The sequence below is a fragment of the Shinella daejeonensis genome, assembly GCF_024281235.1.
Taxonomy (GTDB): domain Bacteria; phylum Pseudomonadota; class Alphaproteobacteria; order Rhizobiales; family Rhizobiaceae; genus Shinella; species Shinella daejeonensis.
This window is the reverse complement of sequence record NZ_JAHWXY010000001.1, coordinates 740,616-761,768: the sequence shown is the minus strand read 5'-3', so window position 1 is coordinate 761,768 and position 21,153 is coordinate 740,616. Positions and strand designations below refer to the sequence as shown.

The window sequence follows — 21,153 nt, the reverse complement described above, 5'->3', positions numbered from 1 at the left end:
CGCCGATTTTGTGAAAACCGGAACCGCTCTAGCGAAAGGCGGACGGACGGCGATCAGGCGGCATCGGCTCTTTTTTCGTTGACGATGCGCGCCTTGATGTTGTCGACCATATTTTCCCGGATCGTGGTCTCGCCGTGGGCGCTGCGAAGGTGCTCCACGGCGCGGCGGACGACTTCGGCGTCATCGTCGGCGCGGGTGTGCCAGTCGCAGCCGGGAACGAGTGAACCGCATTCAAAAAGTCTCATGACCATCTCCTGTCGTTTCAACGCAGCGACCCCGGAGCAAGTCCGGCTCGCCGGATTTGTTCCAGTATATTGTTTCTATCGTATTATCCGACGCCGAAGCGATCTCGCTCCGGCGGGAAATACTCTAGCAGAGACGACCGGCGCGGCAAAGGCTCCGGTGCTCCGCTCAGGCGTCGTGCCCGCTCCTGGCCCAGGCGTCGAAGCAGGCGGAGGACTGGAGTTCCGTTCCGGGCTTGCTGCCGGAAATATCGTAGACGGGGCCGCCGGCCAGCCGACGGCGCGCCTCCTCGATGAAATAGGCCCGGGGAAGGTCCACGCCGCTTTCGGCTCGCAAGGCTTCGGCAAGCCGGTCGATAGACCCGGAGGATTGCGGGGCGGGACCCGCCTCAGAGGCACTGCGTACCGTCATCACCATGATAACCTCCTCGATGAAATCATGCTGGGCGCAGTCTATCATGCAAAGGCGATCACGGATAATCACAAGGCCGTATCGGATTGTTACCGTCGGCGGCCTTACGGCCAGCGGACGGCCGGGGGCAGCGACGACAGGATCGAATCGACATTGCCGCCGGTCTTGAGGCCGAAGATCGTGCCGCGGTCGTAAAGCAGGTTGAACTCGACGTATCGGCCACGGCGCACGAGCTGCTCGTCGCGGTCCGCCTCGGTCCAGTCCTCGTTGAAATTCGCCCGCACGATTTTTGGATAGACCATGGCGAAGACGCGGCCGACGTCCTGCGTGAAGGCGAAATCGGCGTCCCAGCCGCCCAGTTCCTCCGACGAGTGCAGCCAATCGTAGAAAATGCCGCCGGTGCCGCGCGGCTCGTTGCGGTGCTTGAGGAAGAAATATTCGTCGCACCATTGCTTGAACTTCGCGTGGTCGGCGACGGCGTGGCGATTGCAGGCGATTTCCATCGCCTTGTGGAAGAGGATCGTATCCGGGTCGCTCATGGCGCGGCGGCGGTCGAGCACCGGCGTCAGATCCGCGCCGCCGCCGAACCAGTGGCTGGTGGTGACGACCATCCGGGTGTTCATATGCACGGCCGGAACGTTGGGATTGACCGGATGGGCGATCAGCGAGATGCCCGAAGCCCAGAATGCGGGATCCTCTTCGGCCCCCGGGATCTGCTTCCTGAATTCCGGCGAGAATTCCCCGTGTACGGTGGAGGTGTGAACGCCGACCTTCTCGAAGACCCGGCCCGACATCATCGACATGCGGCCGCCGCCGCCTTCGCCATTCTCGCGCAACCAGTCGCGCGCCTCGAAGCGGCCGGGCGGCTGGTCGGAAAGCGGACCTTCCAGATCGTCCTCGATCGTTTCGAAGGCGCCGCAGATCAGGTCGCGCAATTGCTCGAACCAGGCGCGGGCCATCGCCATCTTGTCGCCGATATCTTCGGGCAAGCCTTGCGGCAGGTCGGGTCGTTCCATGTTCTCATGCCTCCGGCGGCAGCGTCTCCGAATCGCTTTGCGCACAGTCCTCAAGTTTACGCCGTTTTGCAACCGTACGGAAACGGCGGCCGACTCGCAAAACCGGCCGGCGTCGCTTATCTTTCCAGGAGGAAAAAGGAGTGTCCGGAGGGAAATCCCATGGCGCGTGTTCCAGGTCCGCCGCCGCTTCATGGCCTTCGCCGCCAGATCGAACGCCATCGGCAGATGAAAGCGGCGGGCGGAGGGGCCTTCGTACGCGAAACCTTCTGCATGGAGCGGCAGGCGGCGCGCGAAAAGGCGCGTGAATGGTTCGATCAATGGCCCAAGGCGGCCTATTGGACGGCGGTGGAAAGCTGGCGCGCGCTCGACGGCGATCGGGTGGAATTCACCATGCGGCGGCTGAGCAGCGCCGATTAAACCCTTCCGCAGTCGAGCCTGTGTGCTTGTCCATATTGACGGCGGGGCGAGCGTTGCCTATCTTCCGGCCATCGCCAATAACCGAAAGGCGCCGTTGCGGGTCAAGCGCGGCTCATCGTACTTGTTCGAACTCGCGATCGCTGTTTTCCTCATCCTTTTGAATGGGGTTTTTGCTCTTTCCGAATTGTCTATCGTTTCGTCGCGCAAGCTGCGGCTGAAGACGCTGGCCGCCCAAGGTTCGCGTGGCGCGGCCTCGGCGCTGAAACTGGCGGAAAATCCCGGAAAGTTCCTCTCCACCGTGCAGATCGGCATCACGCTCATCGGCATCCTTGCGGGGGCCTTCTCGGGCGCGGCGCTCGGCGGCCGGCTGCGCGATATCCTGGCCGAACAGGGCGTGGCGCCGTGGCTCGTCGATCCGCTGGGCTACGGTATCGTCATCTCGAGCATCACCTATCTGTCGGTGGTCGTCGGCGAACTCGTGCCGAAGCAGGTGGCGTTGCGCAATCCGGAGCGTTTTGCCATCGTCGTCGCGCCGACAATGTCGCTTCTGGCGCGGGTCGGCGCGCCGGCCGTGTGGATCCTGGACGCTTCGACAAGGGCGATTTTCAAGTTGCTCGGCCAGAGCGCGGTGTCGGAAAGCACCGTGACGGACGAAGAGATCAAGACCATCGTCGCGGAGGCGGAGGCCGCAGGCGTCATCGAGGGCGGCGAAAAACAGATGATCGCCGGCGTCATGCGTTTTTCCGATCGCGAGGCGCGCGGGCTCATGACCCCGCGCAACGACGTCGACTGGATCGATCTGGGCGACAGCCTCGAGGAAATCCGCCAGCAACTCATCGAGAGCCCGCATTCGCGCCTGCCCGTCGCCGACGGCGGGCCGGAAACCATCGTCGGCATCGTCCAGAAGCGTGAACTTTTCGCCGCCATGCTGTCCGGTGAGGCTTTTGACATTCGCACCCATATCCGTCCCGCGCCCATCGTGCCGGACACGCTGGACGCGATGCGCGTGCTGGAGCAGCTTCGCGACACGCCGGTGCCGATGATGCTCGTTCATGACGAATACGGCCATTTCGAAGGCGTTCTGACCCCGACTGACGTGCTGGAGGCCATCGCCGGCGTCTTCCGCGCCGATACGGAGGAAGGCGACGACGAACATGCGGTGCAGCGGGAGGACGGTTCCTGGCTGATTGCCGGCTCCATGCCGATCGATGAAATGGCCGACCGCCTCGGTTTCACGCTTCCCGCCCGCCGGGGTTATCAGACGGCCGCCGGACTGGTGATCGAGTCCCTGCGGCGCCTGCCCAAGACCGGAGATGTCACCGACACGCTCGGTTGGCGTTTCGAAGTGGTGGACATGGACGGGCGGCGGGTCGACAAGCTGCTGGCGTCCCACCTCGGATGATCTGCCGCGGGCGTCAGGGAAAACTTTTCGTCTGGCGCAAGGCTTCGCCGCAGACCATCGCCGCGGAAAGCGCGATATTGATCGAGCGGCGGCCCTCCAGCATCGGGATCAGCACCCGTCCGTCGGCGGCCTCATGCACGGGATCGGGCACGCCGGCGCTCTCCCGGCCGAAGAGCAGGATGTCGCGCGGCTGGTAGCGAAAATCCGTATAGGGTGTCGCGGCCCGGGTCGATGCGAGCACGAGGCGGCGGTTTTCCGCCTTTCTCCATGTCTCGAAGCGGTCCCAGTTTATGTGGCGGGTGAGGGCGGCAGACGCGAGATAATCCATGCCGGCGCGCCGCAGGCTGCGATCCGAAAGATCGAATCCCGCCGGTTCGATCACTTCCACCGAAAGGCCGAGGCAGGCCGCAAAACGCAGCAGCGTTCCGGTGTTGCCGGCGATGTCGGGCTGGTAAAGAGCGATGCTGAGACCGGACATGGAGCCGCCGTAGGGGAGCGCGGTGAAAGACCGGCCACGGCTTAGTCAATCTGTGTCGATATGGCAACAGAGGGACCCGGGGCGAGGAAACCGCGGCGGGGTGACTGGAAAAAACCGCCGTTCCGGGCTATTCAGGGCGCATCTGCAACGCGAGACAAGGGAGGGTGACGATGGATAAATCGAATCGGCTGCGCCTTCCGGCCGGGATTACGCCCCGTCTCGTCTAGACGTTCCGCCGCTATTCTCTTCCTTTCCTTCACAGCATTTCTTTTCCGATTCGCTGCGTGACGCCTTGCCCGCGCCGCGACGTCCTTCGGGAGCCCGGGACCGATCGCCTGTCGCGCCGGCTCCGCCTTGCATTTCATGGAGTGAGCCAATGTTCGGCTGGTTCGAAAGTCGTTTGAATCCCTATCCTTCCGAGGCGCCCGGCCTGCCGCCGAAGGGCCTCCTCGCCTTCCTGTGGCACTATACGCGTCCGGCCGCGCCCTGGCTCATACTGCTCGGCGTCTGCTCGATGGTGCTCGGTGTCGCGGAAGTGGTGCTGTTCCAGTTCCTCGGCAATATCATCGACTGGCTTTCGGGCAGCGATCCCGAGACGTTCCTCGCCCGCGAGGGCAAGACGCTGATCTGGATGGCGGCGCTGCTGCTTCTCATCATCCCCGGTTTCGGCGCGCTCCATACGCTGACCATGCATCAGGCGCTCGCGGGCAACTTCCCGATGATCGCCCGCTGGCAGATGCATCGCTACCTGATCCGGCAGAGCATGACGTTCTTTTCCAACGAGTTCGCCGGCCGCGTCTCGACGAAGGTCATGCAGACGGCGCTTTCGGTGCGCGAGACGGTGATGAAGATCATCGACGTCTTCGTCTATGTGGTGAGCTATTTCGTCTCGATGATCGCGGTCATCGGCGCGGCGGACTACCGGCTGGTCATGCCGCTTCTTGTCTGGCTCGTCGTCTATGGGCTGATCCTGCGGTATTTCGTGCCGAAACTCATGGTGATCTCCCGCCAGCAGGCGGATGCGCGCTCGATGATGACGGGACGCATCGTCGACAGCTACACCAATATCGCGACGGTGAAGCTGTTTTCGCATGCCGGCCGCGAGGAGGCCTATGCGCGCGACGGCATGGACGGATTTCTCGTGACCGTGCATCGCCAGATGCGGCTGATCACCCTGTTCAACATCACCATCGACATCAACAATGTCCTTGCGCTTTTCGCCACGGCGGCCATCGGCATCCACTTCTGGATGGCCGGCGACGTTTCGGTCGGCGCGGTGGCGGTCGCCGTGGGCCTCGCCATGCGCATCAACGGCATGTCGCAATGGGTCATGTGGGAGGTGACGGCGCTGTTCGAAAACATCGGCACCGTCTATGACGGCATGGGCATGATGACCAAGCCGCACGATATCTCCGACCGCAAGGACGCAGCCCCGCTCGCGCAGGCCAGGGGCGAGATCGCCTTCGAACATCTCCGCTTCCACTACGGCAAGAACAAGGGGGTGATCGAGGATCTGTCGCTGGAGATCCGGGCGGGGGAGAAGGTCGGCCTTGTCGGGCGCTCCGGTGCGGGCAAGACGACGCTGATGAACGTGCTGCTGCGCTTCTACGATCTGGAATCCGGCCGCATCACCATCGACGGCAAGGATATCACCACCGTCACGCAGGACAGCCTGCGCGCGCAGATCGGCGTGGTGACGCAGGATACCTCGCTGCTTCACCGCTCGATCCGCGACAATATCGCCTACGGCAAGCCGGAAGCGAGCGACGCGGAGATCATCGAGGCGGCAAGGAAGGCCAACGCCTGGGAATTCATCGAGACGCTTGTCGACCAGCAGGGCCGCAGCGGCCTCGACGCGCAGGTCGGCGAACGGGGCGTGAAGCTCTCCGGCGGCCAGCGCCAGCGCGTCGCGATCGCCCGGGTCTTCCTCAAGGATGCGCCTATTCTCGTGCTGGACGAGGCGACCTCGGCGCTCGATTCCGAGGTGGAGGCGGCGATCCAAGAGAACCTCTTCGCCCTCATGCAGGGAAAGACGGTGATCGCGATTGCCCATCGCCTCTCGACGCTGACGGAAATGGACCGTCTCGTCGTTCTCGAGAAGGGCCGGATCCATGAGACCGGGACCCATGCCGAACTGGTGGCCAACGGCGGCATCTATGCCGACCTCTGGAGCCGCCAGTCGGGCGGCTTCATCGCCGACGACGCCGATACGGCAGCGGCGCAATAGGGCGAAAAGAGGCTGGCCCCGCATCCGGGCCGGCCTCGCCTTTCCGATCTTTAATTTGCCCGCCGGGCAAAACAACCTATATCGGAGACATGATCTTCCGGCCGCTTTTTTCCTGGTTCGAAAACTGGATCCAACCTTTCGCACGGCAGGACGACCTTCGCCCGCCGGCGGGGCTGGCGGCTTTCGTATGGTTCTATGTCCGCCAGGCGAGGGGGCCGTTTGCGGCGCTTCTCGTGCTTGGCGGCGTGACGGCGGGGATCGAGGCGGCGACTTTCTGGTTCGTCGGTCGGCTGGTCGACATGCTGGCGACGGTCAGGCCGGGGGACGGCTGGAGCGGACTGCTCGCCGCGCATGGCGGAGAACTGGTCGTCATGCTGCTGCTGGTCGGCGTCCTGCGCTTCGTCGTGGCTTTCCTGACGGCGCTGGTGGACCAGCAGGTGATCACGCCCGGCTTCTACAATCTCGTGCGCTGGCAATCCTATGTACATGTGGCGCGCCAGTCGCTTTCCTTCTTCCAGAACGATTTTTCCGGCCGCATCGTCACCAAGGTCTGGTCCGCCGGGCAGGCGACGGGCGATGTCATCACCTCGTTCATGGAAAGCGTCTGGTTCGTGACGATCTATACCGCCACGACGCTGGTCCTCGTCGGCGGGCTCGACGGGCGGCTTGCGGCGGTCGTCGTCGGATGGCTTTGCGCCTTCGCGGTGCTGGCGCGCTATTTCGTGCCGAAGATCCGCGAGCAGGCGCGCCAGTCCGCCGAAGCCGCCTCGATGATCAGCGGACGGATGGTGGATGCCTATTCCAATATCCAGACGCTGAAGCTCTTCGGCCGCGACGATGCCAACGACCGTTATATCCGCAACGGCTTCGACATCTTCCAGGACACCATCCTGCGCTTCACGCGCCTGCTCACCGGCGTTCGCGCCAGCATGGCCTTCCTGTCCGGGCTGATGATCGCCGGCATGGCGGTGCTTTGTATCCATCTCTGGCTTTCCGGCCTCATCAGTTCCGGAGCGGTGGCCTTCACGCTGGCGCTCGTCCTCAGGCTCAATTTCCTGCTCAATCGCCTGATGACGCAGTTGAACAGTATCATGCGCAACGTCGGGACCATCCAGAATTCGGCGGACCTCATTTCCCAGCCGATAGGGCTGGTGGACCGGCCGGATGCCGTGCCGCTTGCGGCGCGCCGGCCGGATATCCGCTTCGAGAACGTCACGTTCCACTATGGCCGCCCGTCCGGGGTGATCGAGGGGCTGTCGCTGGCCATCAGGCCGGGCGAGAAAGTGGGCATCGTGGGGCGCTCGGGGGCGGGGAAATCCACGCTTGTCAACCTGCTGCTGCGCTTCTACGACCTGGAGGGCGGCCGCATTCTTGTCGGCGGCCAGGACATTTCGGCCGTCACGCAGGAATCGCTGCGCGCCCATATCGGCATGGTCAGCCAGGATACGGCGCTGCTGCACCGTTCGATCCGCGACAATATCCTGTTCGGCGATCCCGACGCGGGCGAAGCGGAAATGGTCGAGGCGGCGCGCCGGGCGGAGGCGCATGATTTCATCATGGCGCTCAGCGACCAGCGCGGACGGCAGGGCTACGACGCCCATGTCGGCGAGCGCGGGGTGAAGCTCTCCGGCGGCCAGCGCCAGAGGATCGCGATCGCCCGGGTGATGCTGAAGGATGCGCCGATCCTGGTGCTCGACGAGGCGACATCGGCGCTCGATTCGGAAGTCGAGGCGGCGATCCAGTCGAATCTGGAGCAACTGATGCACGGCAAGACCGTTCTCGCCATCGCCCATCGCCTGTCCACCATCGCCGCGCTCGACCGCCTGATCGTCATGGATCACGGCCGGATCGTGGAGGAGGGGACCCATGCGGCGCTGGTCGCGCACGGCGGCCTTTACGCCAGCCTGTGGGCGCGCCAGTCGGGCGGATTTCTGGGCCACGACGCGGCGGCGCAATAGGCCGGGGGAAGCTTGCCGGGCCTTGCGCCGGCTCCCGGGAAACCCCCGCCGATGGTGACGGCGGGCCGAGGGCGGATTTTCCCGCGACAATGTGCCCTCATCCCCTTGCCAAGGCTGGACATAATTTGCGATCAAGCATAGAACGCGCCGGATTGACGGGGAATCTATGGCCGTATTGTGTCCGGATATTGCCGGTTTCCAAGGGGCGTTGCGGTTTCCGCAGACATTGCGTGAGAGGATGGTTTAGCCGTGAGCGAACACGAGACATCAAGCGAATCCCTGGGCGAGCCCACTCGCCGCGATTTTCTTTATCTGGCCACCGGCATGGCCGGCGTCGTCGGCGCTGCGGCGGCGGCCTGGCCCTTCATCGACCAGATGCGCCCGGACGCCTCGACGCTTGCGCTCGCCTCGATCGAGGTCGACGTCTCCAGCCTCGAGCCCGGCATGTCGCTGACGGTCAAATGGCGCGGCAAGCCCGTCTTCGTCCGTAACCGCACCGACAAGGAAGTCGAGGAGGCCAATGCGGTCGCGCTCGCCGACCTCAAGGACCCGATCGCGCGCAACGCCAACCTGCCGGCGGACGCAGGGGCGACCGATATCGATCGCTCGGCCGGCGAAGGCAAGGAGAACTGGATCGTCATGATCGGTTCGTGCACGCATCTCGGCTGCGTCCCGCTCGGCCAGGCCGGCGACTTCGGCGGCTGGTTCTGTCCCTGCCACGGCTCGCACTACGATACCGCCGGACGTATCCGCAAGGGCCCGGCGCCGGAGAACCTCGCCGTTCCGACCTTCGCGTTCGTTTCCGACAATGTCATCAAGATCGGTTGAGGGGACTACTGATTATGAGTGCTGATCATTCAACCTACCAGCCGTCGACCGGTATCGAAAAATGGATCGATTCGCGCATGCCCTTGCCGCGGATGGTCCATGACAGCTTCATTTCCTACCCGGTCCCGCGCAACCTGAACTACGCCTATACCTTCGGCGCCATGCTGTCGGTCATGCTTGTCGTTCAGCTCCTGACCGGGATCGTGCTGGCGATGCATTACGCCGCGGAGACGTCCGTCGCGTTCAATTCGGTCGAAAAGATCATGCGCGACGTGAACCACGGCTGGCTGCTGCGCTACATGCACGCCAACGGCGCATCCTTCTTCTTCATCGCCGTCTATCTCCACATCGCCCGCGGCCTCTATTACGGCTCCTACAAGGCGCCGCGCGAACTGCTGTGGATCCTCGGCGTCGTGATCTACCTGCTGATGATGGCGACGGGCTTCATGGGCTACGTCCTGCCGTGGGGCCAGATGTCCTTCTGGGGCGCGACCGTGATCACCGGCTTCTTCTCGGCCTTCCCCTGGGTCGGCGACTGGGTCCAGCAGTTCCTGCTCGGCGGCTTCGCCGTCGACAATCCGACGCTGAACCGCTTCTTCGCGCTACATTACCTGCTGCCCTTCATGATCGCCGGCGTCGTCGTCCTGCACATCTGGGCGCTCCATGTGGTGGGCCAGACGAACCCGACGGGCGTCGAGGTGAAGTCCAAGACCGATACCGTCGCCTTCACGCCCTATGCGACGATGAAGGATGCGCTCGGCATTTCGGTCTTCCTGATCGTCTTCGCCTGGTTCATCTTCTACATGCCGAACTACCTCGGCCACCCGGACAACTATATTCCGGCCGATCCGCTGAAGACCCCGGCCCACATCGTTCCCGAATGGTACTACCTGCCGTTCTACGCGATGCTGCGCGCCATCACCTTCAACGTCGGCCCCATCGACTCCAAGCTCGGCGGCGTTCTGGTGATGTTCGGCTCGATCATCATCCTGTTCTTCCTGCCCTGGCTCGATACGTCCAAGGTCCGTTCAGCCGTCTATCGCCCGTGGTACAAGCTGTTCTTCTGGATCTTCGTGGCCAACGCCATCATGCTCGGCTGGCTGGGCGCGATGCCTGCCGAAGGTATCTATGTCATCCTGTCGCAGCTCGGCACGCTCTACTACTTCGGCTTCTTCATCGTCATCATGCCGCTCCTCGGCCTGATCGAGACCCCGAAGCGCATCCCCAACTCCATTACGGAAGCCGTATTGGAACAGAAAAGCGCCAAGGCCTGATAGCGAGCGGCGAAAGGAAACATGACAATGAAAAAGCTTGTTGCAGGCATCGTGTCGCTGGCAGTGGTCGCCGGATTTGGCATCACGCTGGCCACCGCGCAGGAAGAGCCGGCGGCCGCGGGAGCGGAAGCCGAACATGCGACCCCGCATTACCCGCTCCATAAGCCCAGGGAGGTGAACTGGAGCTTCGCCGGCCCCTTCGGCACTTATGACAAGGGTCAGCTTCAGCGCGGCCTGAAGGTCTACACGGAAGTCTGCTCGGCCTGTCATTCGATGAGCCTGGTGTCCTTCCGCACGCTGGAAGCGCTCGGCTATTCGGACGCGCAGGTCAAGGCTTTCGCGGCCAACTACGAGGTCGAGGACGGGCCGGACGGCGATGGCGAGATGTTCACCCGCAAGGCCGTCCCGTCGGATTATTTCCCGTCGCCCTATCCGAACCACGAAGCGGCCGCCGCCTCCAACAACGGCGCGGCCCCGCCGGACTTCTCGCTGATCGCCAAGGCGCGCGGCGTCACCCGCGGGTTCCCGCAGTTCGTCTTCGATATCTTCACGCAGTATCAGGAAGGCGGCCCGGACTACATCTACTCGCTGCTGACCGGTTACGAGGAAGAGCCGCCGGCCAACGTCGAGGTCGCGGAAGGAACCTATTACAACCCCTATTTCGCCAATGCCGCAGCCCTTGCCATGGCTCCCCCGATCTCCGACGATCAGGTGACCTATGACGACGGCGCGCCGCAGACGCTCGATCAGTATTCGCGCGACGTTTCCGCCTTCCTGATGTGGGCCGCCGAGCCGCATCTGGAAGACCGCAAGCGCACGGGCTTCATGGTCATGGTCTTCCTGGTGATCTTCACCGGCCTGCTGTACCTGACGAAGAAGTCGGTCTACGCCAGCAAGGAACATTGAGCGGCATCACTGCTCGAAGGAAAAGGCGGCCTGCGGGCCGCCTTTTTCGTTGAGGGCCGGTCTCCGGCCTGCCATAAACGCATCGCACCGTTTCTCGTTTTACCGGATGGTTCCATGTCCAGCCTTGAAGAAGATCTTGCCGCCGCCATCCGCAATATTCCGGACTATCCGCAGCCCGGCGTCATGTTCCGCGATATCACCACGCTGCTCGGCAATCCGCGCGCCTTCCGCCGCGCCGTGGATGAACTCGTCCACCCCTACGCCGGCAGGGGCGTTGCGAAGGTGGCGGGCATCGAGGCGCGTGGCTTCATTCTCGGCGGCGCCATGGCCCATCAGCTTTCAACCGGTTTCGTGCCGATCCGCAAGAAAGGCAAGCTGCCGCACGAGACGGTGCGCATCGCCTACAGTCTGGAATATGGCGTCGACGAGATGGAGATGCACAAGGACGCCGTCCATGCCGGGGAGAAGGTCATCCTTGTGGACGACCTGATCGCCACCGGCGGCACGGCGGAGGCCGCGGTGAAGCTCCTGCGCCAGATGGGTGCGGATATCGTGGCGGCCTGTTTTGTCATCGACCTGCCGGATCTCGGCGGCCGCCGCAAGCTGGAGGCGCTCGGCGTCGAGGTGAACACGCTCGTCGCCTTTCCGGGGCACTGACGCGGCCATAGGGCGCAAGGGAAGTGTTTTAAAAGTGTCCCACCCGGCTGCAAGGCAAGCCGGCGTGCGCCGGGCAGGGCCAGTCCATCCTGTCATCGCCGGGAATGCCGGCCCATCGGGCCGGCCGTTCCGTCAGGTATTGAAACGGAAGTGAATGACGTCGCCGTCCTGCACGACATATTCCTTGCCTTCGTCGCGGGCCTTGCCCGCCTCCTTGGCGCCGGTCTCGCCCTTGAAGGCGATATAGTCGTCATAGGCGATGGTGTTGGCGCGGATGAAGCCCCGTTCGAAATCCGAATGGATGACACCGGCGGCCTGCGGCGCCTTGGTGCCGCGCTCGATGGTCCAGGCGCGGGTTTCCTTGGGACCGACCGTAAAATAGGTGATGAGGTCCAGCAGCTTGTAGCCGGCGCGGATGAGCCGGTCGAGGCCGGCTTCCGAAAGGCCGAGCGCGGAGAGGAATTCGGCTGCCTCCTCTTCGGGAAGCTGGGCGACCTCGGCTTCGATGGCGGCGGATATGACGACGGCCTGCGCGCCCTGGGCCTTCGCCATTTCCTCTACCGCCCGCGTATGCTCGTTACCGGTGGCGGCTTCCGCTTCGGCGACGTTGCAGACATAGAGCACGGGATGCGCCGTCAGCAGGTTCAGCCCCTGAAGCACCAGCAGTTCGTCGGCCCCGAGCGTTTTCAGAAGCGTGCGCACGGGCTTGCCCTCGCGCAACAGGCCAAGCGAGGCCTCCATCATCGGAAGCTGCGCCAGCGATTCCTTGTCCTTGCCGGTGGCGCGCTTGCGCGTCTGTTCGACGCGGCGTTCCAGGCTGTCGAGGTCGGCGAGCATCAGCTCCGTCTCGATGGTCTCGGCGTCGGCGACGGGATCGATGCGACCCTCGACATGGGTGATGTCGGTGTCCTCGAAACAGCGCAACACATGCACGACGGCGTCGACTTCGCGGATATTGGCGAGGAACTGGTTGCCGAGGCCTTCACCCTTCGACGCGCCGCGCACGAGGCCCGCGATGTCGACGAAGGAGATGCGGGTGGGGATGATCTCCTTGGAGCCGGCGATGGCGGCGAGCGCCTTCATGCGCGGATCGGGCACGGCCACCTCGCCGGTGTTCGGCTCGATCGTGCAGAAGGGATAATTGGCAGCCTGCGCCGCCGCCGTTCTGGTCAGCGCGTTGAAGAGGGTCGACTTGCCGACATTCGGCAGTCCGACGATACCGCATTTGAAACCCATGGAAGATGGTCCGTCCGTCTTGAAAATCCGTACCCCCGCTATGGGGGAAGGCCACGCGATGGTCAAGGGGTGGGCTTGCGGCCCGCAAGAGGGCGGCGCGGCCTCAGTCGTCGCGCTTACCCATGAGTTTGCGCAGCATCTCGGCCATCGGGCCGGTCGCCGGCAGGATCTTCGGCTGGGCATGGTTGCGGGCCGCCCGGATATGGGACTGGCCGCCGGGCTTCTTTTCCGCCGGCCCGCCGGCATCGGGCTTGCTGCCCGTCGCCAGAGCCAGCTTGTTCATGAGTTGCGAATCCTCGCCTTTCACCAGCATGCCCGCGTTGATGGCCAGTTCGTCGAGCAGCGGATCGAGCCAGGTCCGGTCCGCCTTGGCGAAGTCGCCGAGCACATGGCGGGTGACCAGTTCCTTGACGCCCGGATGGCCGATACCCAGACGCAGCCGCCGATAGTCCTTGCCGCAATGGGCATCGATCGAGCGGATGCCGTTGTGGCCGCCATGGCCGCCGCCGGTCTTGAGGCGCGCCTTGCCGGGCGGCAGGTCCAGTTCGTCGTAGATGGCGACGATATCCTTCGGCGCAAGCTTGTAGAAGCGCATGGCCTCGCCGACGGAATCACCGGACAGGTTCATGAAGGTCTGCGGCTTGAGAAGCAGTACTTTCTCGCCGGCAAGCTCACCTTCCGATATCTCCGCCTTGAACTTGCGCGCCCAGGGCGAGAAGGGATGCTTGCGGTGAATGGCGTCGACGGCCATGAAGCCGATATTGTGGCGGTTGTCCGCATATTTGGCGCCCGGATTGCCGAGCCCGGCGATGATCAGCATGATGGTTCAGCCTGAAGGGTTTTCCGTCCCTCTCACCACCGTGAAACCGGCCGGAAGTCAACCATCCGCGTTCATTTCTCTTTTTCGACGGCCGCAAAGCGTGCAAGCGACAGGCCATGTGCGGCGAAAATGCGATCCTGATCGCCGGACAGGATCAGCCTGTCGAGCGCCGCCTGGAGGCGGTGGACAAGATCCTGCGGCATGGCCTTATGGCAGGCGAGGCCGTACGTCTGCCCGTCCATCAGAATAGCCGGCTCGACCGGATGCTTCGCCTGCTTCAGGGCTTCGAAGGTCGTTGTGGACGTGGGCATCAGGTCGATGCGGCCGCTCAGCAGCTTGCCGAGCGTGATGTCGATATCGGTGGCGAGGTCGATGTCGGTGAAGCCGCGCTCCCGCAGAAGATCGATGCTGTAGTCGTCGCGCTGCGCGCCGATCCGCAATTTCACCGCCTCCCCGATGGTGCGGACCGCGATGGGGTTGCCTCTGCGTTTCAGGAGGACCATGCGGTCCTTGAGAAGTGGCTGCACCCATTGGAACCGGTCATGCCGGTCGCGGGTCTGGGCGGCGGTGAAGACACAATGCATCAGCTGGTGTTCCGCCAGCGCGACGGCGCGGGCCCACGGCATGATCTCCAGGGTGTAGGAGATGCCGGCGGCGTGGGCGATCGCCTCGACCTGCTCGACGGAGGCGCCGACGATCCTGCCGCCTTCGGAGTGGTTGAAGGGAGCATATTCCTCCGTCACGAAATGCACCGTCTGGGCAAGCGCCGCCGGAATTGGAACGAGAAGAAACCAAAGGAGCAGAGCCGGTATCTTCATCGTCATCTTTCTTTCTTTCCGTCAGGACGCGGCGGCAGCGGACTTGAGGGGGGCTTGTTCGTCATGCCTGTCCCGGAAATGCCGGAGCATCGCATCGAGGGTCAGCGGCCGGCTGAAAAGGTAACCCTGGCCGAATTCGATCTTCATGCCGCGCAGGATCGCGCGTTGCTCCTCCGTCTCGATGCCTTCCGCCACCACGGTGCATCCCATCTGGTGGGAGATGGTGCGGATGCCTTCCACCAGCATGCGGCTCTTGCGGCAGACCGGTGTTTCATCGTCGGCCAGAGACCGGGTGAAGGACTGGTCGATCTTGACGATATCCACCGGGAAGCGGTTCAGGTAGCTGAGCGAGGAATAGCCAGTGCCGAAATCGTCGAGCGCGATGCGGCAGCCGAGCGTGCGAAGCGCATCCAGCACCTCGCGCACCACCGGACTGTCGAGCATCAGCACGTCCTCGGTGATTTCCACGACGACGCGGCGGGCGACGATCCCGTTTTCCATGAGCAGCGCGGCAAGGCGGGAGGGCAGGGCGGGCTCGAACTGCAAAGGGGAGAAATTGACGGCGAGATAGGTGTCGGCAAGCTCGGGCAATTGCGATAGGACCGCCAGATTGGCGAGGGCCTTCGACAGGATGCGGTCTCCGATGCGGGTGATGGACCCCGTTTCCTCGGCAATGCGGATGATGTCGGCCGGCGGCAGGACGCCCTTCTGCGGGTGATGCAGGCGCATAAGCGCCTCGAAGCCGGCGACCTGTCCGTCGTCGAGACGGATGATCGGCTGGAGATAGGCCTCGAACCAGTCGTCGCGAAGACCCTCGCCGATCGAGGTTTCCGTATCCCGGCGCTTGCGGACGATATCGGCCATGTCGCTGTCGAAAAGCTGTACGCCGTTCTTGCCGTCACGCTTGCGGGCATACATCGCCATGTCGGACTTTTGCAGGAGATCGGCAGCCGAGGCGGCGTGATCGGGATAGACGGCGATGCCGATGCTGGCGCTGACGCTGATCTCGCAGCTTGGCGCCAGCAGGGGCGAGCGGAGGCCGACGCCAAGTCTTTCGGCGACGTCCAGCGCCAGGTCCCGGGCGTTTGGCCCCGCAAGCAGGATCGCGAATTCATCGCCGCCGAGCCGGGCGATGACGTCGCCGGGGCGCAACTGCCGGCGCAGCCGCAACGCGACCTGACACAGCACGGTGTCGCCTGTGGCGTGGCCGTGATTGTCGTTGATCCACTTGAAGCGGTCGAGGTCGACGAAGAGGCAGGCAAGCTGCTGACTGAACCGGCTGGCGCTCGCAAACATCTCGTCCAGGGTCAATTCGAAGCCCTGCCGGTTGAGCAGGCCGGTGAGATGATCGGTGATCGCCTGCCGATGGTTGCGGTTTTCCGCTTCCTTCAATTCGCTCACGTCGGTCATGACGGAAAGCGACAGGGGCTTTCGGCCGGTGCCTTCGGCAAGTCCCGTTTCCAGTATCAGCACGTCCATCATGCTGCCGTCGGCGCGACGGAAGCGAACCGTCACCGTGCAACTGCCGTCTTCTCCCGGATGTGTTTCGTGGCGGCGGCGGTAGGTTTCGCGCGCGGTTTCCTCTACGAAGCGGGTGAAATCCTCGCCGATGGCGGTCTCCCGGCTATAACCGGTCGCCCGCAGCCAATAATCGCTGACGGCGGTGATGCGATTGTTCGCGTCGATGGAAAAGAGCATCGCCGGGGTGAGATTATAGATTTCGGTTGCGCGGGCATGGGCGCGCTTCAGCTCGTTTTCCTCCCGCTCCAGTTCCATCTGCATCTCGTTGAAGCTGCGCGCGAGCGTTCCCATCTCGTCGCGCGACGTCCAGTCGACATGGTGGCGCGAACCGAGGCGACGGGTCGCCTCGATGGCCGCCGTCAGTTGCAACAGCGGGCGGATGACGGTGAAGCGATTGCCGATGATCGCGGCGACCATGAGGGTCCCGACGGCAAAGAGGAAAATGGTGAAGATCGCTATCTCGTCATGCGTGAAGCGGGACAGCAGGCTTCGCCGCGCAATCCAGACCTCCGCCGATCCGACCTGCTGGAAACTCTTGCCCGTGGCGTGGAAGATATCCTGGGTGACGACGGTGCGTGCCTGATCGCGGCCCGGCGGCGCGCCCGGCGTGCGGATGTCGATGAGCCCTTCGGTGTCGCGAACGCGCACGTAGAGAACCGCCGGCTTCTCGTCGAGGACGGCGACGGTGCGCCCGATGCTTTCCCGGTCGAAATCCCATAGGGGCTTGCCGAGCGCCTGGATATTGGCGTCCAGAACGGTCCGGGTGGCCCGCATCTGATCGCGATCGGTGCGATCGGAGGTGACCAGCAGGAAGAGCAGGAACATCGGTGCGACGAAGACGAACAGGGCGCCGACGACGATCGCGATGAACCGGCTTTCGACCGAATGCATTTTCATTGCGGCAGCCCCCTGCCCGCCGACGTAACATCGGCCCTTTCGTTTCTCTTCCCCGGCCTTCAACGTTTCATCAAAGTCTTAAATGTTGCTGAAGCGCGGCTTCGCAAATATTCCCACCGGCCGGCGTTTCGCGAAGATTGCGGATGGAAAAGGAAAAGCCCCGCATCCGGCCGGATACGGGGCTTTTCGACTGGAGCAAGCCGGAAGGGGCTTATTCTTCGGTAGCTGCGGTGTCTTCGGCTTCTTCCTGAACGCCTGCGGCCGGAACGGCGATCGTGGCGATCGTGAAGTCGCGGTCGGCGATGACAGGGGTCGTGCCGCGCGGCAGCTTGACATGGGAGATATGAACGCTGTCGCCGACCTTGAGGCCGGTGAGGTCGACTTCGAGGGCTTCCGGAATGTTCCGGGCGAGCGCGTTCATCTCGACGGCGTGGCGCACGACGTTCAGAACGCCGCCGGCCTTGATGCCGGGAGCCTTGTCTTCGTTGAGGAAGCGGACCGGAACGTCTACGGTGACATGCGTGTTGCCCGTGACGCGGAGGAAGTCGACGTGGAGCGTGAAGTCGCGAACCGGGTCGAGCTGGTAGTCCTTCGGCAGGACGTTGATCTTCTCGCCGTTGACGTCGATCGCAAGAATGGTCGTCCTGAAGCCGCCGGCGCGGATGCGCTGCGTGACGTCCTTCGTCGAGACGGCGATGGCAAGGGGTTCCTGCTTGTCGCCGTAGATGACTGCGGGAATAAGGCCGTTGCGGCGAAGTTCACGGGAGGACCCCTTACCAACCCGTTCGCGCGTTTCGGCCTTGAGCTCTTGAATTTCGGTGCTCATGGCGTAACCTTTCGATGTTATTGGAGAACCTCTCCGGCGTGATGGCCGGCCGGACAAGGTTGGAGGATTTCGTGAAAGCCTCGTCCGCGTTGCCTCCAAGGGTGTCTGCGCGGATGGCGCTGCGTAAACGAGAACAGCTGGAAATGCAAGGCCCGCAGGCCGGTTGCCTACCGTTTGTGGCGCGGTTTTTCGCCGCGAAAGGCCGGGCTATGCCTTCAGCTTCCGCGCATGGTGGGCGAGCATCATCATCAGCGCACCGCCGACCAGTCCCCAGAAGGCGCCGGAAATGCCGGCGAAGCTGACGCCGGAGGCGGTGACCAGGAACGTGACGGCCGCCGCCTCGCGGTTTTCGGTTTCCCGGAAGGCGTTGAGGGCCGATCCGGCGAAGGCGCTGATCAGCGCGAGGCCGGCCACCGCCTGGATCAGGATCGGCGGCGCAAGATTGACGAAGGCCGTCACCGCGCCCGCCGCGAGTCCGAAGACGATATAGAAGACGCCGGCGTTGATGGCCGCCCAATAGCGCCGGGCAGGATCGGGATGGGCGTCGCTGCCGGCGCACATGGCGGCTGTGATGGCTGCGAGGTTGACCGCATGGCCGCCAAAGGGGGCGGACAGCAACGAGAAGAAGCCGGTGACGGCGAAAAGCGGTCCGGGATCGGGATTGTAATCGTTGACCTTGAGCACGGCGATGCCGGGAATGTTCTGCGAGGCCATGGTGACGATGAAAAGCGGCAGCGCGATGCCGACGAGGCCGGCGATGCTGAAGGCCGGGGTGACGATTTCCGGCTGCGGCAGCAGCGAGCCCGTCACCCCCGCGAAGGCGCCATCCGGAATGTCGATACCGAAGGCGAGGACCCCGACGAAGGCGAGAAGTGCCGCCGGCACCGCATAAAGGCGATTGAAGCTGCCGACCAGCACCCAGGCGAGCGCGATCGGCAGGCCGAGCCAGGGATCGAAGGCGACGGCCTGGGCGGGGGCGAAGCACAGCCCGATCAGCACGCCGGCGAGCATGGCATTGGCAAGTGCGGCGGGAATGGCGGCGACCATGCGCCCGAGCGGCTTCCACAGGCCGGCCACCACGATCAGCAGCGCACAGACGAGAAAGCCGCCGACAGCTGCGGCAAAGCCGCCCTCGACCGCGCCGGAACTGGCGAGGAGGGCCGCCCCCGGCGTCGACCACGCGATGGAGACGGGCAGGCGGGTCCACAGGCTGAGGACGATGGCGCAGACCCCCATGGAGACGGAAAGCGCCATCAGGCCCGAGGCCGCCTGCGCTTCGCTCGCGCCCACGCCCGTCAGCCCGTGCAGCACGACGGCGAAGGAACTGGCGAAGCCGACGAAGGCGGTGAGAAGCCCCATGAAAAGAGCCTGGGCGGAAAAATCACGAAACATGGCGGGATTCGCTGCTGTGAGGAACGGGGGCATTGGTAGCAGGCGGAAGGTGGATTGAAAATGGCTGGCCGGGTCTCCCGGAAAAACAGCGACCCCGCGGCATGGCGCGCGGGGTCGTTACGGTCTGGCGCCGGGGCGCTGGCGATGCGGTCAGCGGCGTTGGTCACGCCGGTCGTGGCGATCGCGATCCGGGCGATCCGGCCGGTTGCTGGCCCGGCATTCGCCGCGACCGACGATGTCATAACCGCTTGAACGCGCCTCGCAGGCGTTGGCGAAGGTCTGGCGTGTGCGGCCGCGTTCGCCGCAGACCGGCGCATATTCGCGCGTGCAGGCGCGATCGGGACGGTCGCGGCCCGGACGTTCCGGCCGGTTGCCGGGCCTGCATTCACCGGGGCTGACGATGTTGTAGCCGCTGGCGCGCGCCATGCAGCTGTTGCCGAATGTCTGGCGATCGTTGCCGCGCTGCCCGCAGACGGGCGCGTGTTCCATCGTGCAGGCCTGCTGCGGCGGGCGCGGGCGATAATGTCCGCCACCGCCGGGGCCGGGCTCCACGGTGCAGGCCGCAAGCGTGCCGGCGGCGAGCAGGAGGCCTGCGCGTGCCGCCCAGCGACGGATGAAAAGCGTCTTCGATGTCATGGGTCCCTCTCCTCGATGCATGAAGCCGGCTCCACCGCAGGATACGGGGAGCCGGAATTTACAGAATGCACGGAATCGAAAATGGTTTCGCGTGTAAAAGAAGAACGGGGCACCGACCTGTCGGAAGCCGCAGCCTGGAAAGGGGTTCGTCGCGAAGAACCGTCGCGGGAGGCTCAGTCGAACAGGCTCGATACCGATTCTTCCGCGGCGGTGCGATTGATCGCTTCGCCGAGCAGGCCGGCGGTGGTGATGACGCGGATGTTGTGCGCGGTCTGGACTGCCGTTGTGGGCTGGATGGTGTCGGTAATCACCAGTTCCTTGAGGCTGGACGAGGTAACGCGGGCGACAGCGCCGCCCGACAGCACGCCATGGGTGATATAGGCGGTGACGCTGGTCGCGCCGTTCTTCAGCAGCGCCTCGGCGGCATTGCAGAGCGTTCCGCCGGAATCGACGATATCGTCGATCAGCAGGCAATCCTTGCCGGACACGTCGCCGATCACGTTCATGACCTCGGATTCGCCGGGCCGCTCGCGCCGCTTGTCGACGATGGCCAGCATACAGTCGAGCCGCTTGGCCAGCGCACGCGCGCGCACCACGCCGCCGACGTCGGGCGAGATGACCATGACGTTGCTCAGATTGTAGCTTTCCTTCACGTCGCGCGCGAGGATCGGCACGGCATAGAGGTTGTCGGTCGGGATGTCGAAGAATCCCTGGATCTGCCCGGCATGAAGGTCGAGGGTGAGCACGCGGTCGGCCCCGGCCTCGGTGATCAGATTGGCGACGAGCTTGGCGGAGATCGGCGTGCGCGGGCCGGGTTTACGGTCCTGGCGGGCATAGCCGAAATAGGGGATCACGGCGGTGATGCGGCGCGCCGAGGAACGGCGGATCGCATCGATCATGATCAGCAGTTCCATCAGGTGGTCGTTTGTCGGAAAGGACGTCGACTGGACGACGAAGACGTCCTCGCCGCGTACGTTCTCCTGAATTTCCACAAAGATTTCCTGGTCGGCGAAACGTCTAACCGTGGCGCGACCAAGCGGAACATTCAGATAATTGCAGATCGCTTCGGCAAGAAGCCGGTTCGAGTTGCCCGCGAAAACCTTCATCTATGGTCCGCCTGTATCTATGCTGATGGCCCGCCTTTAAGCGGCACCACAGGCGAATGCAAGGGCTTTGCCGGATTTCGGCGG

20 protein-coding genes are annotated in these 21,153 nt (G+C 64.0%); 8 read left to right on the top strand and 12 right to left on the bottom strand.

Annotated elements, in window-relative coordinates; all coding sequences use genetic code 11:
• Positions 1 to 53 precede the first annotated feature (53 nt).
• From KYK29_RS03625 to hemF, 3 genes are all read right to left on the bottom strand, one after another.
• Positions 54 to 245 carry a DUF1059 domain-containing protein gene (locus KYK29_RS03625; RefSeq protein ID WP_254689473.1) on the bottom strand — a complete coding sequence of 64 codons (192 nt, stop codon included), beginning with the start codon at positions 243 to 245 and terminating at the stop codon, positions 54 to 56.
• Between the two features lie 166 nt (positions 246 to 411).
• Positions 412 to 660, bottom strand: coding sequence for a hypothetical protein (locus KYK29_RS03620; RefSeq protein WP_254689472.1), 249 nt, complete (start codon positions 658 to 660; stop codon positions 412 to 414).
• A gap of 98 nt (positions 661 to 758) precedes the next feature.
• The gene (gene hemF / locus KYK29_RS03615) at positions 759 to 1,670 is read right to left on the bottom strand and encodes an oxygen-dependent coproporphyrinogen oxidase (protein WP_254689471.1); all 912 of its coding nucleotides are present in this window, start codon (positions 1,668 to 1,670) and stop codon (positions 759 to 761) included.
• 159 nt (positions 1,671 to 1,829) lie between these two features.
• On the opposite strand from hemF, the gene KYK29_RS03610 reads away from it, so the two are divergent.
• Positions 1,830 to 2,087 carry a hypothetical protein gene (locus tag KYK29_RS03610; protein ID WP_254689470.1) on the top strand — a complete coding sequence of 86 codons (258 nt, stop codon included), beginning with the start codon at positions 1,830 to 1,832 and terminating at the stop codon, positions 2,085 to 2,087.
• A gap of 121 nt (positions 2,088 to 2,208) precedes the next feature.
• Entirely contained in the window at positions 2,209 to 3,489 is a 1,281-nt protein-coding gene (locus tag KYK29_RS03605; RefSeq protein ID WP_254689469.1) for a hemolysin family protein, read from the top strand.
• Between the two features lie 13 nt (positions 3,490 to 3,502).
• Here KYK29_RS03605 and KYK29_RS03600 read toward each other — a convergent pair whose 3' ends face one another.
• On the bottom strand, positions 3,503 to 3,967 hold the full coding sequence (locus KYK29_RS03600) for a tRNA (cytidine(34)-2'-O)-methyltransferase (RefSeq protein WP_254689468.1): 465 nt from the start codon (positions 3,965 to 3,967) through the stop codon (positions 3,503 to 3,505).
• A gap of 376 nt (positions 3,968 to 4,343) precedes the next feature.
• Here KYK29_RS03600 and KYK29_RS03595 point away from each other — a divergent pair, with 376 nt between their 5' ends.
• The 6 genes from KYK29_RS03595 (at position 4,344) to KYK29_RS03570 (ending at position 11,817) form a co-directional block, all read left to right on the top strand.
• Positions 4,344 to 6,194: an ABC transporter ATP-binding protein gene (locus KYK29_RS03595; protein WP_254689467.1), complete on the top strand. Its 1,851-nt coding sequence runs from the start codon at positions 4,344 to 4,346 to the stop codon at positions 6,192 to 6,194.
• 89 nt (positions 6,195 to 6,283) lie between these two features.
• Positions 6,284 to 8,152 carry an ABC transporter ATP-binding protein gene (locus KYK29_RS03590; protein WP_254689466.1) on the top strand — a complete coding sequence of 623 codons (1,869 nt, stop codon included), beginning with the start codon at positions 6,284 to 6,286 and terminating at the stop codon, positions 8,150 to 8,152.
• Positions 8,153 to 8,401: 249 nt separating this feature from the next.
• Complete coding sequence (gene petA / locus KYK29_RS03585; RefSeq protein ID WP_254689465.1) at positions 8,402 to 8,980, top strand: ubiquinol-cytochrome c reductase iron-sulfur subunit; 579 nt, start codon at positions 8,402 to 8,404, stop codon at positions 8,978 to 8,980.
• A gap of 14 nt (positions 8,981 to 8,994) precedes the next feature.
• Complete coding sequence (locus KYK29_RS03580) at positions 8,995 to 10,254, top strand: cytochrome b (protein WP_254689464.1); 1,260 nt, start codon at positions 8,995 to 8,997, stop codon at positions 10,252 to 10,254.
• Positions 10,255 to 10,281: 27 nt separating this feature from the next.
• The gene (locus tag KYK29_RS03575) at positions 10,282 to 11,160 is read left to right on the top strand and encodes a cytochrome c1 (RefSeq protein ID WP_254689463.1); all 879 of its coding nucleotides are present in this window, start codon (positions 10,282 to 10,284) and stop codon (positions 11,158 to 11,160) included.
• A 114-nt stretch (positions 11,161 to 11,274) separates the two neighbouring features.
• A complete protein-coding gene (locus KYK29_RS03570; RefSeq protein WP_254689462.1) occupies positions 11,275 to 11,817 on the top strand; it encodes an adenine phosphoribosyltransferase in 543 nt (180 codons plus the stop codon).
• Between the two features lie 132 nt (positions 11,818 to 11,949).
• Here the strand turns inward: KYK29_RS03570 and ychF are convergent, their stop codons facing one another.
• From ychF to KYK29_RS03530, 8 genes are all read right to left on the bottom strand, one after another.
• A complete protein-coding gene (ychF, locus tag KYK29_RS03565) occupies positions 11,950 to 13,053 on the bottom strand; it encodes a redox-regulated ATPase YchF (protein ID WP_254689461.1) in 1,104 nt (367 codons plus the stop codon).
• Between the two features lie 103 nt (positions 13,054 to 13,156).
• Positions 13,157 to 13,873, bottom strand: coding sequence for an aminoacyl-tRNA hydrolase (gene pth / locus KYK29_RS03560; protein WP_254689460.1), 717 nt, complete (start codon positions 13,871 to 13,873; stop codon positions 13,157 to 13,159).
• Between the two features lie 71 nt (positions 13,874 to 13,944).
• Entirely contained in the window at positions 13,945 to 14,697 is a 753-nt protein-coding gene (locus KYK29_RS03555) for a substrate-binding periplasmic protein (protein WP_254689459.1), read from the bottom strand.
• A gap of 15 nt (positions 14,698 to 14,712) precedes the next feature.
• Positions 14,713 to 17,109 carry a putative bifunctional diguanylate cyclase/phosphodiesterase gene (locus KYK29_RS03550; protein WP_254689458.1) on the bottom strand — a complete coding sequence of 799 codons (2,397 nt, stop codon included), beginning with the start codon at positions 17,107 to 17,109 and terminating at the stop codon, positions 14,713 to 14,715.
• A 211-nt stretch (positions 17,110 to 17,320) separates the two neighbouring features.
• On the bottom strand, positions 17,321 to 17,935 hold the full coding sequence (locus KYK29_RS03545) for a 50S ribosomal protein L25/general stress protein Ctc (RefSeq protein WP_254689457.1): 615 nt from the start codon (positions 17,933 to 17,935) through the stop codon (positions 17,321 to 17,323).
• A gap of 207 nt (positions 17,936 to 18,142) precedes the next feature.
• A complete protein-coding gene (locus KYK29_RS03540) occupies positions 18,143 to 19,327 on the bottom strand; it encodes a benzoate/H(+) symporter BenE family transporter (RefSeq protein ID WP_254689456.1) in 1,185 nt (394 codons plus the stop codon).
• A 150-nt stretch (positions 19,328 to 19,477) separates the two neighbouring features.
• Complete coding sequence (locus tag KYK29_RS03535) at positions 19,478 to 19,963, bottom strand: Kazal-type serine protease inhibitor domain-containing protein (RefSeq protein WP_254689455.1); 486 nt, start codon at positions 19,961 to 19,963, stop codon at positions 19,478 to 19,480.
• A 173-nt stretch (positions 19,964 to 20,136) separates the two neighbouring features.
• A complete protein-coding gene (locus KYK29_RS03530) occupies positions 20,137 to 21,069 on the bottom strand; it encodes a ribose-phosphate pyrophosphokinase (protein ID WP_254689454.1) in 933 nt (310 codons plus the stop codon).
• Positions 21,070 to 21,153 lie beyond the last annotated feature (84 nt).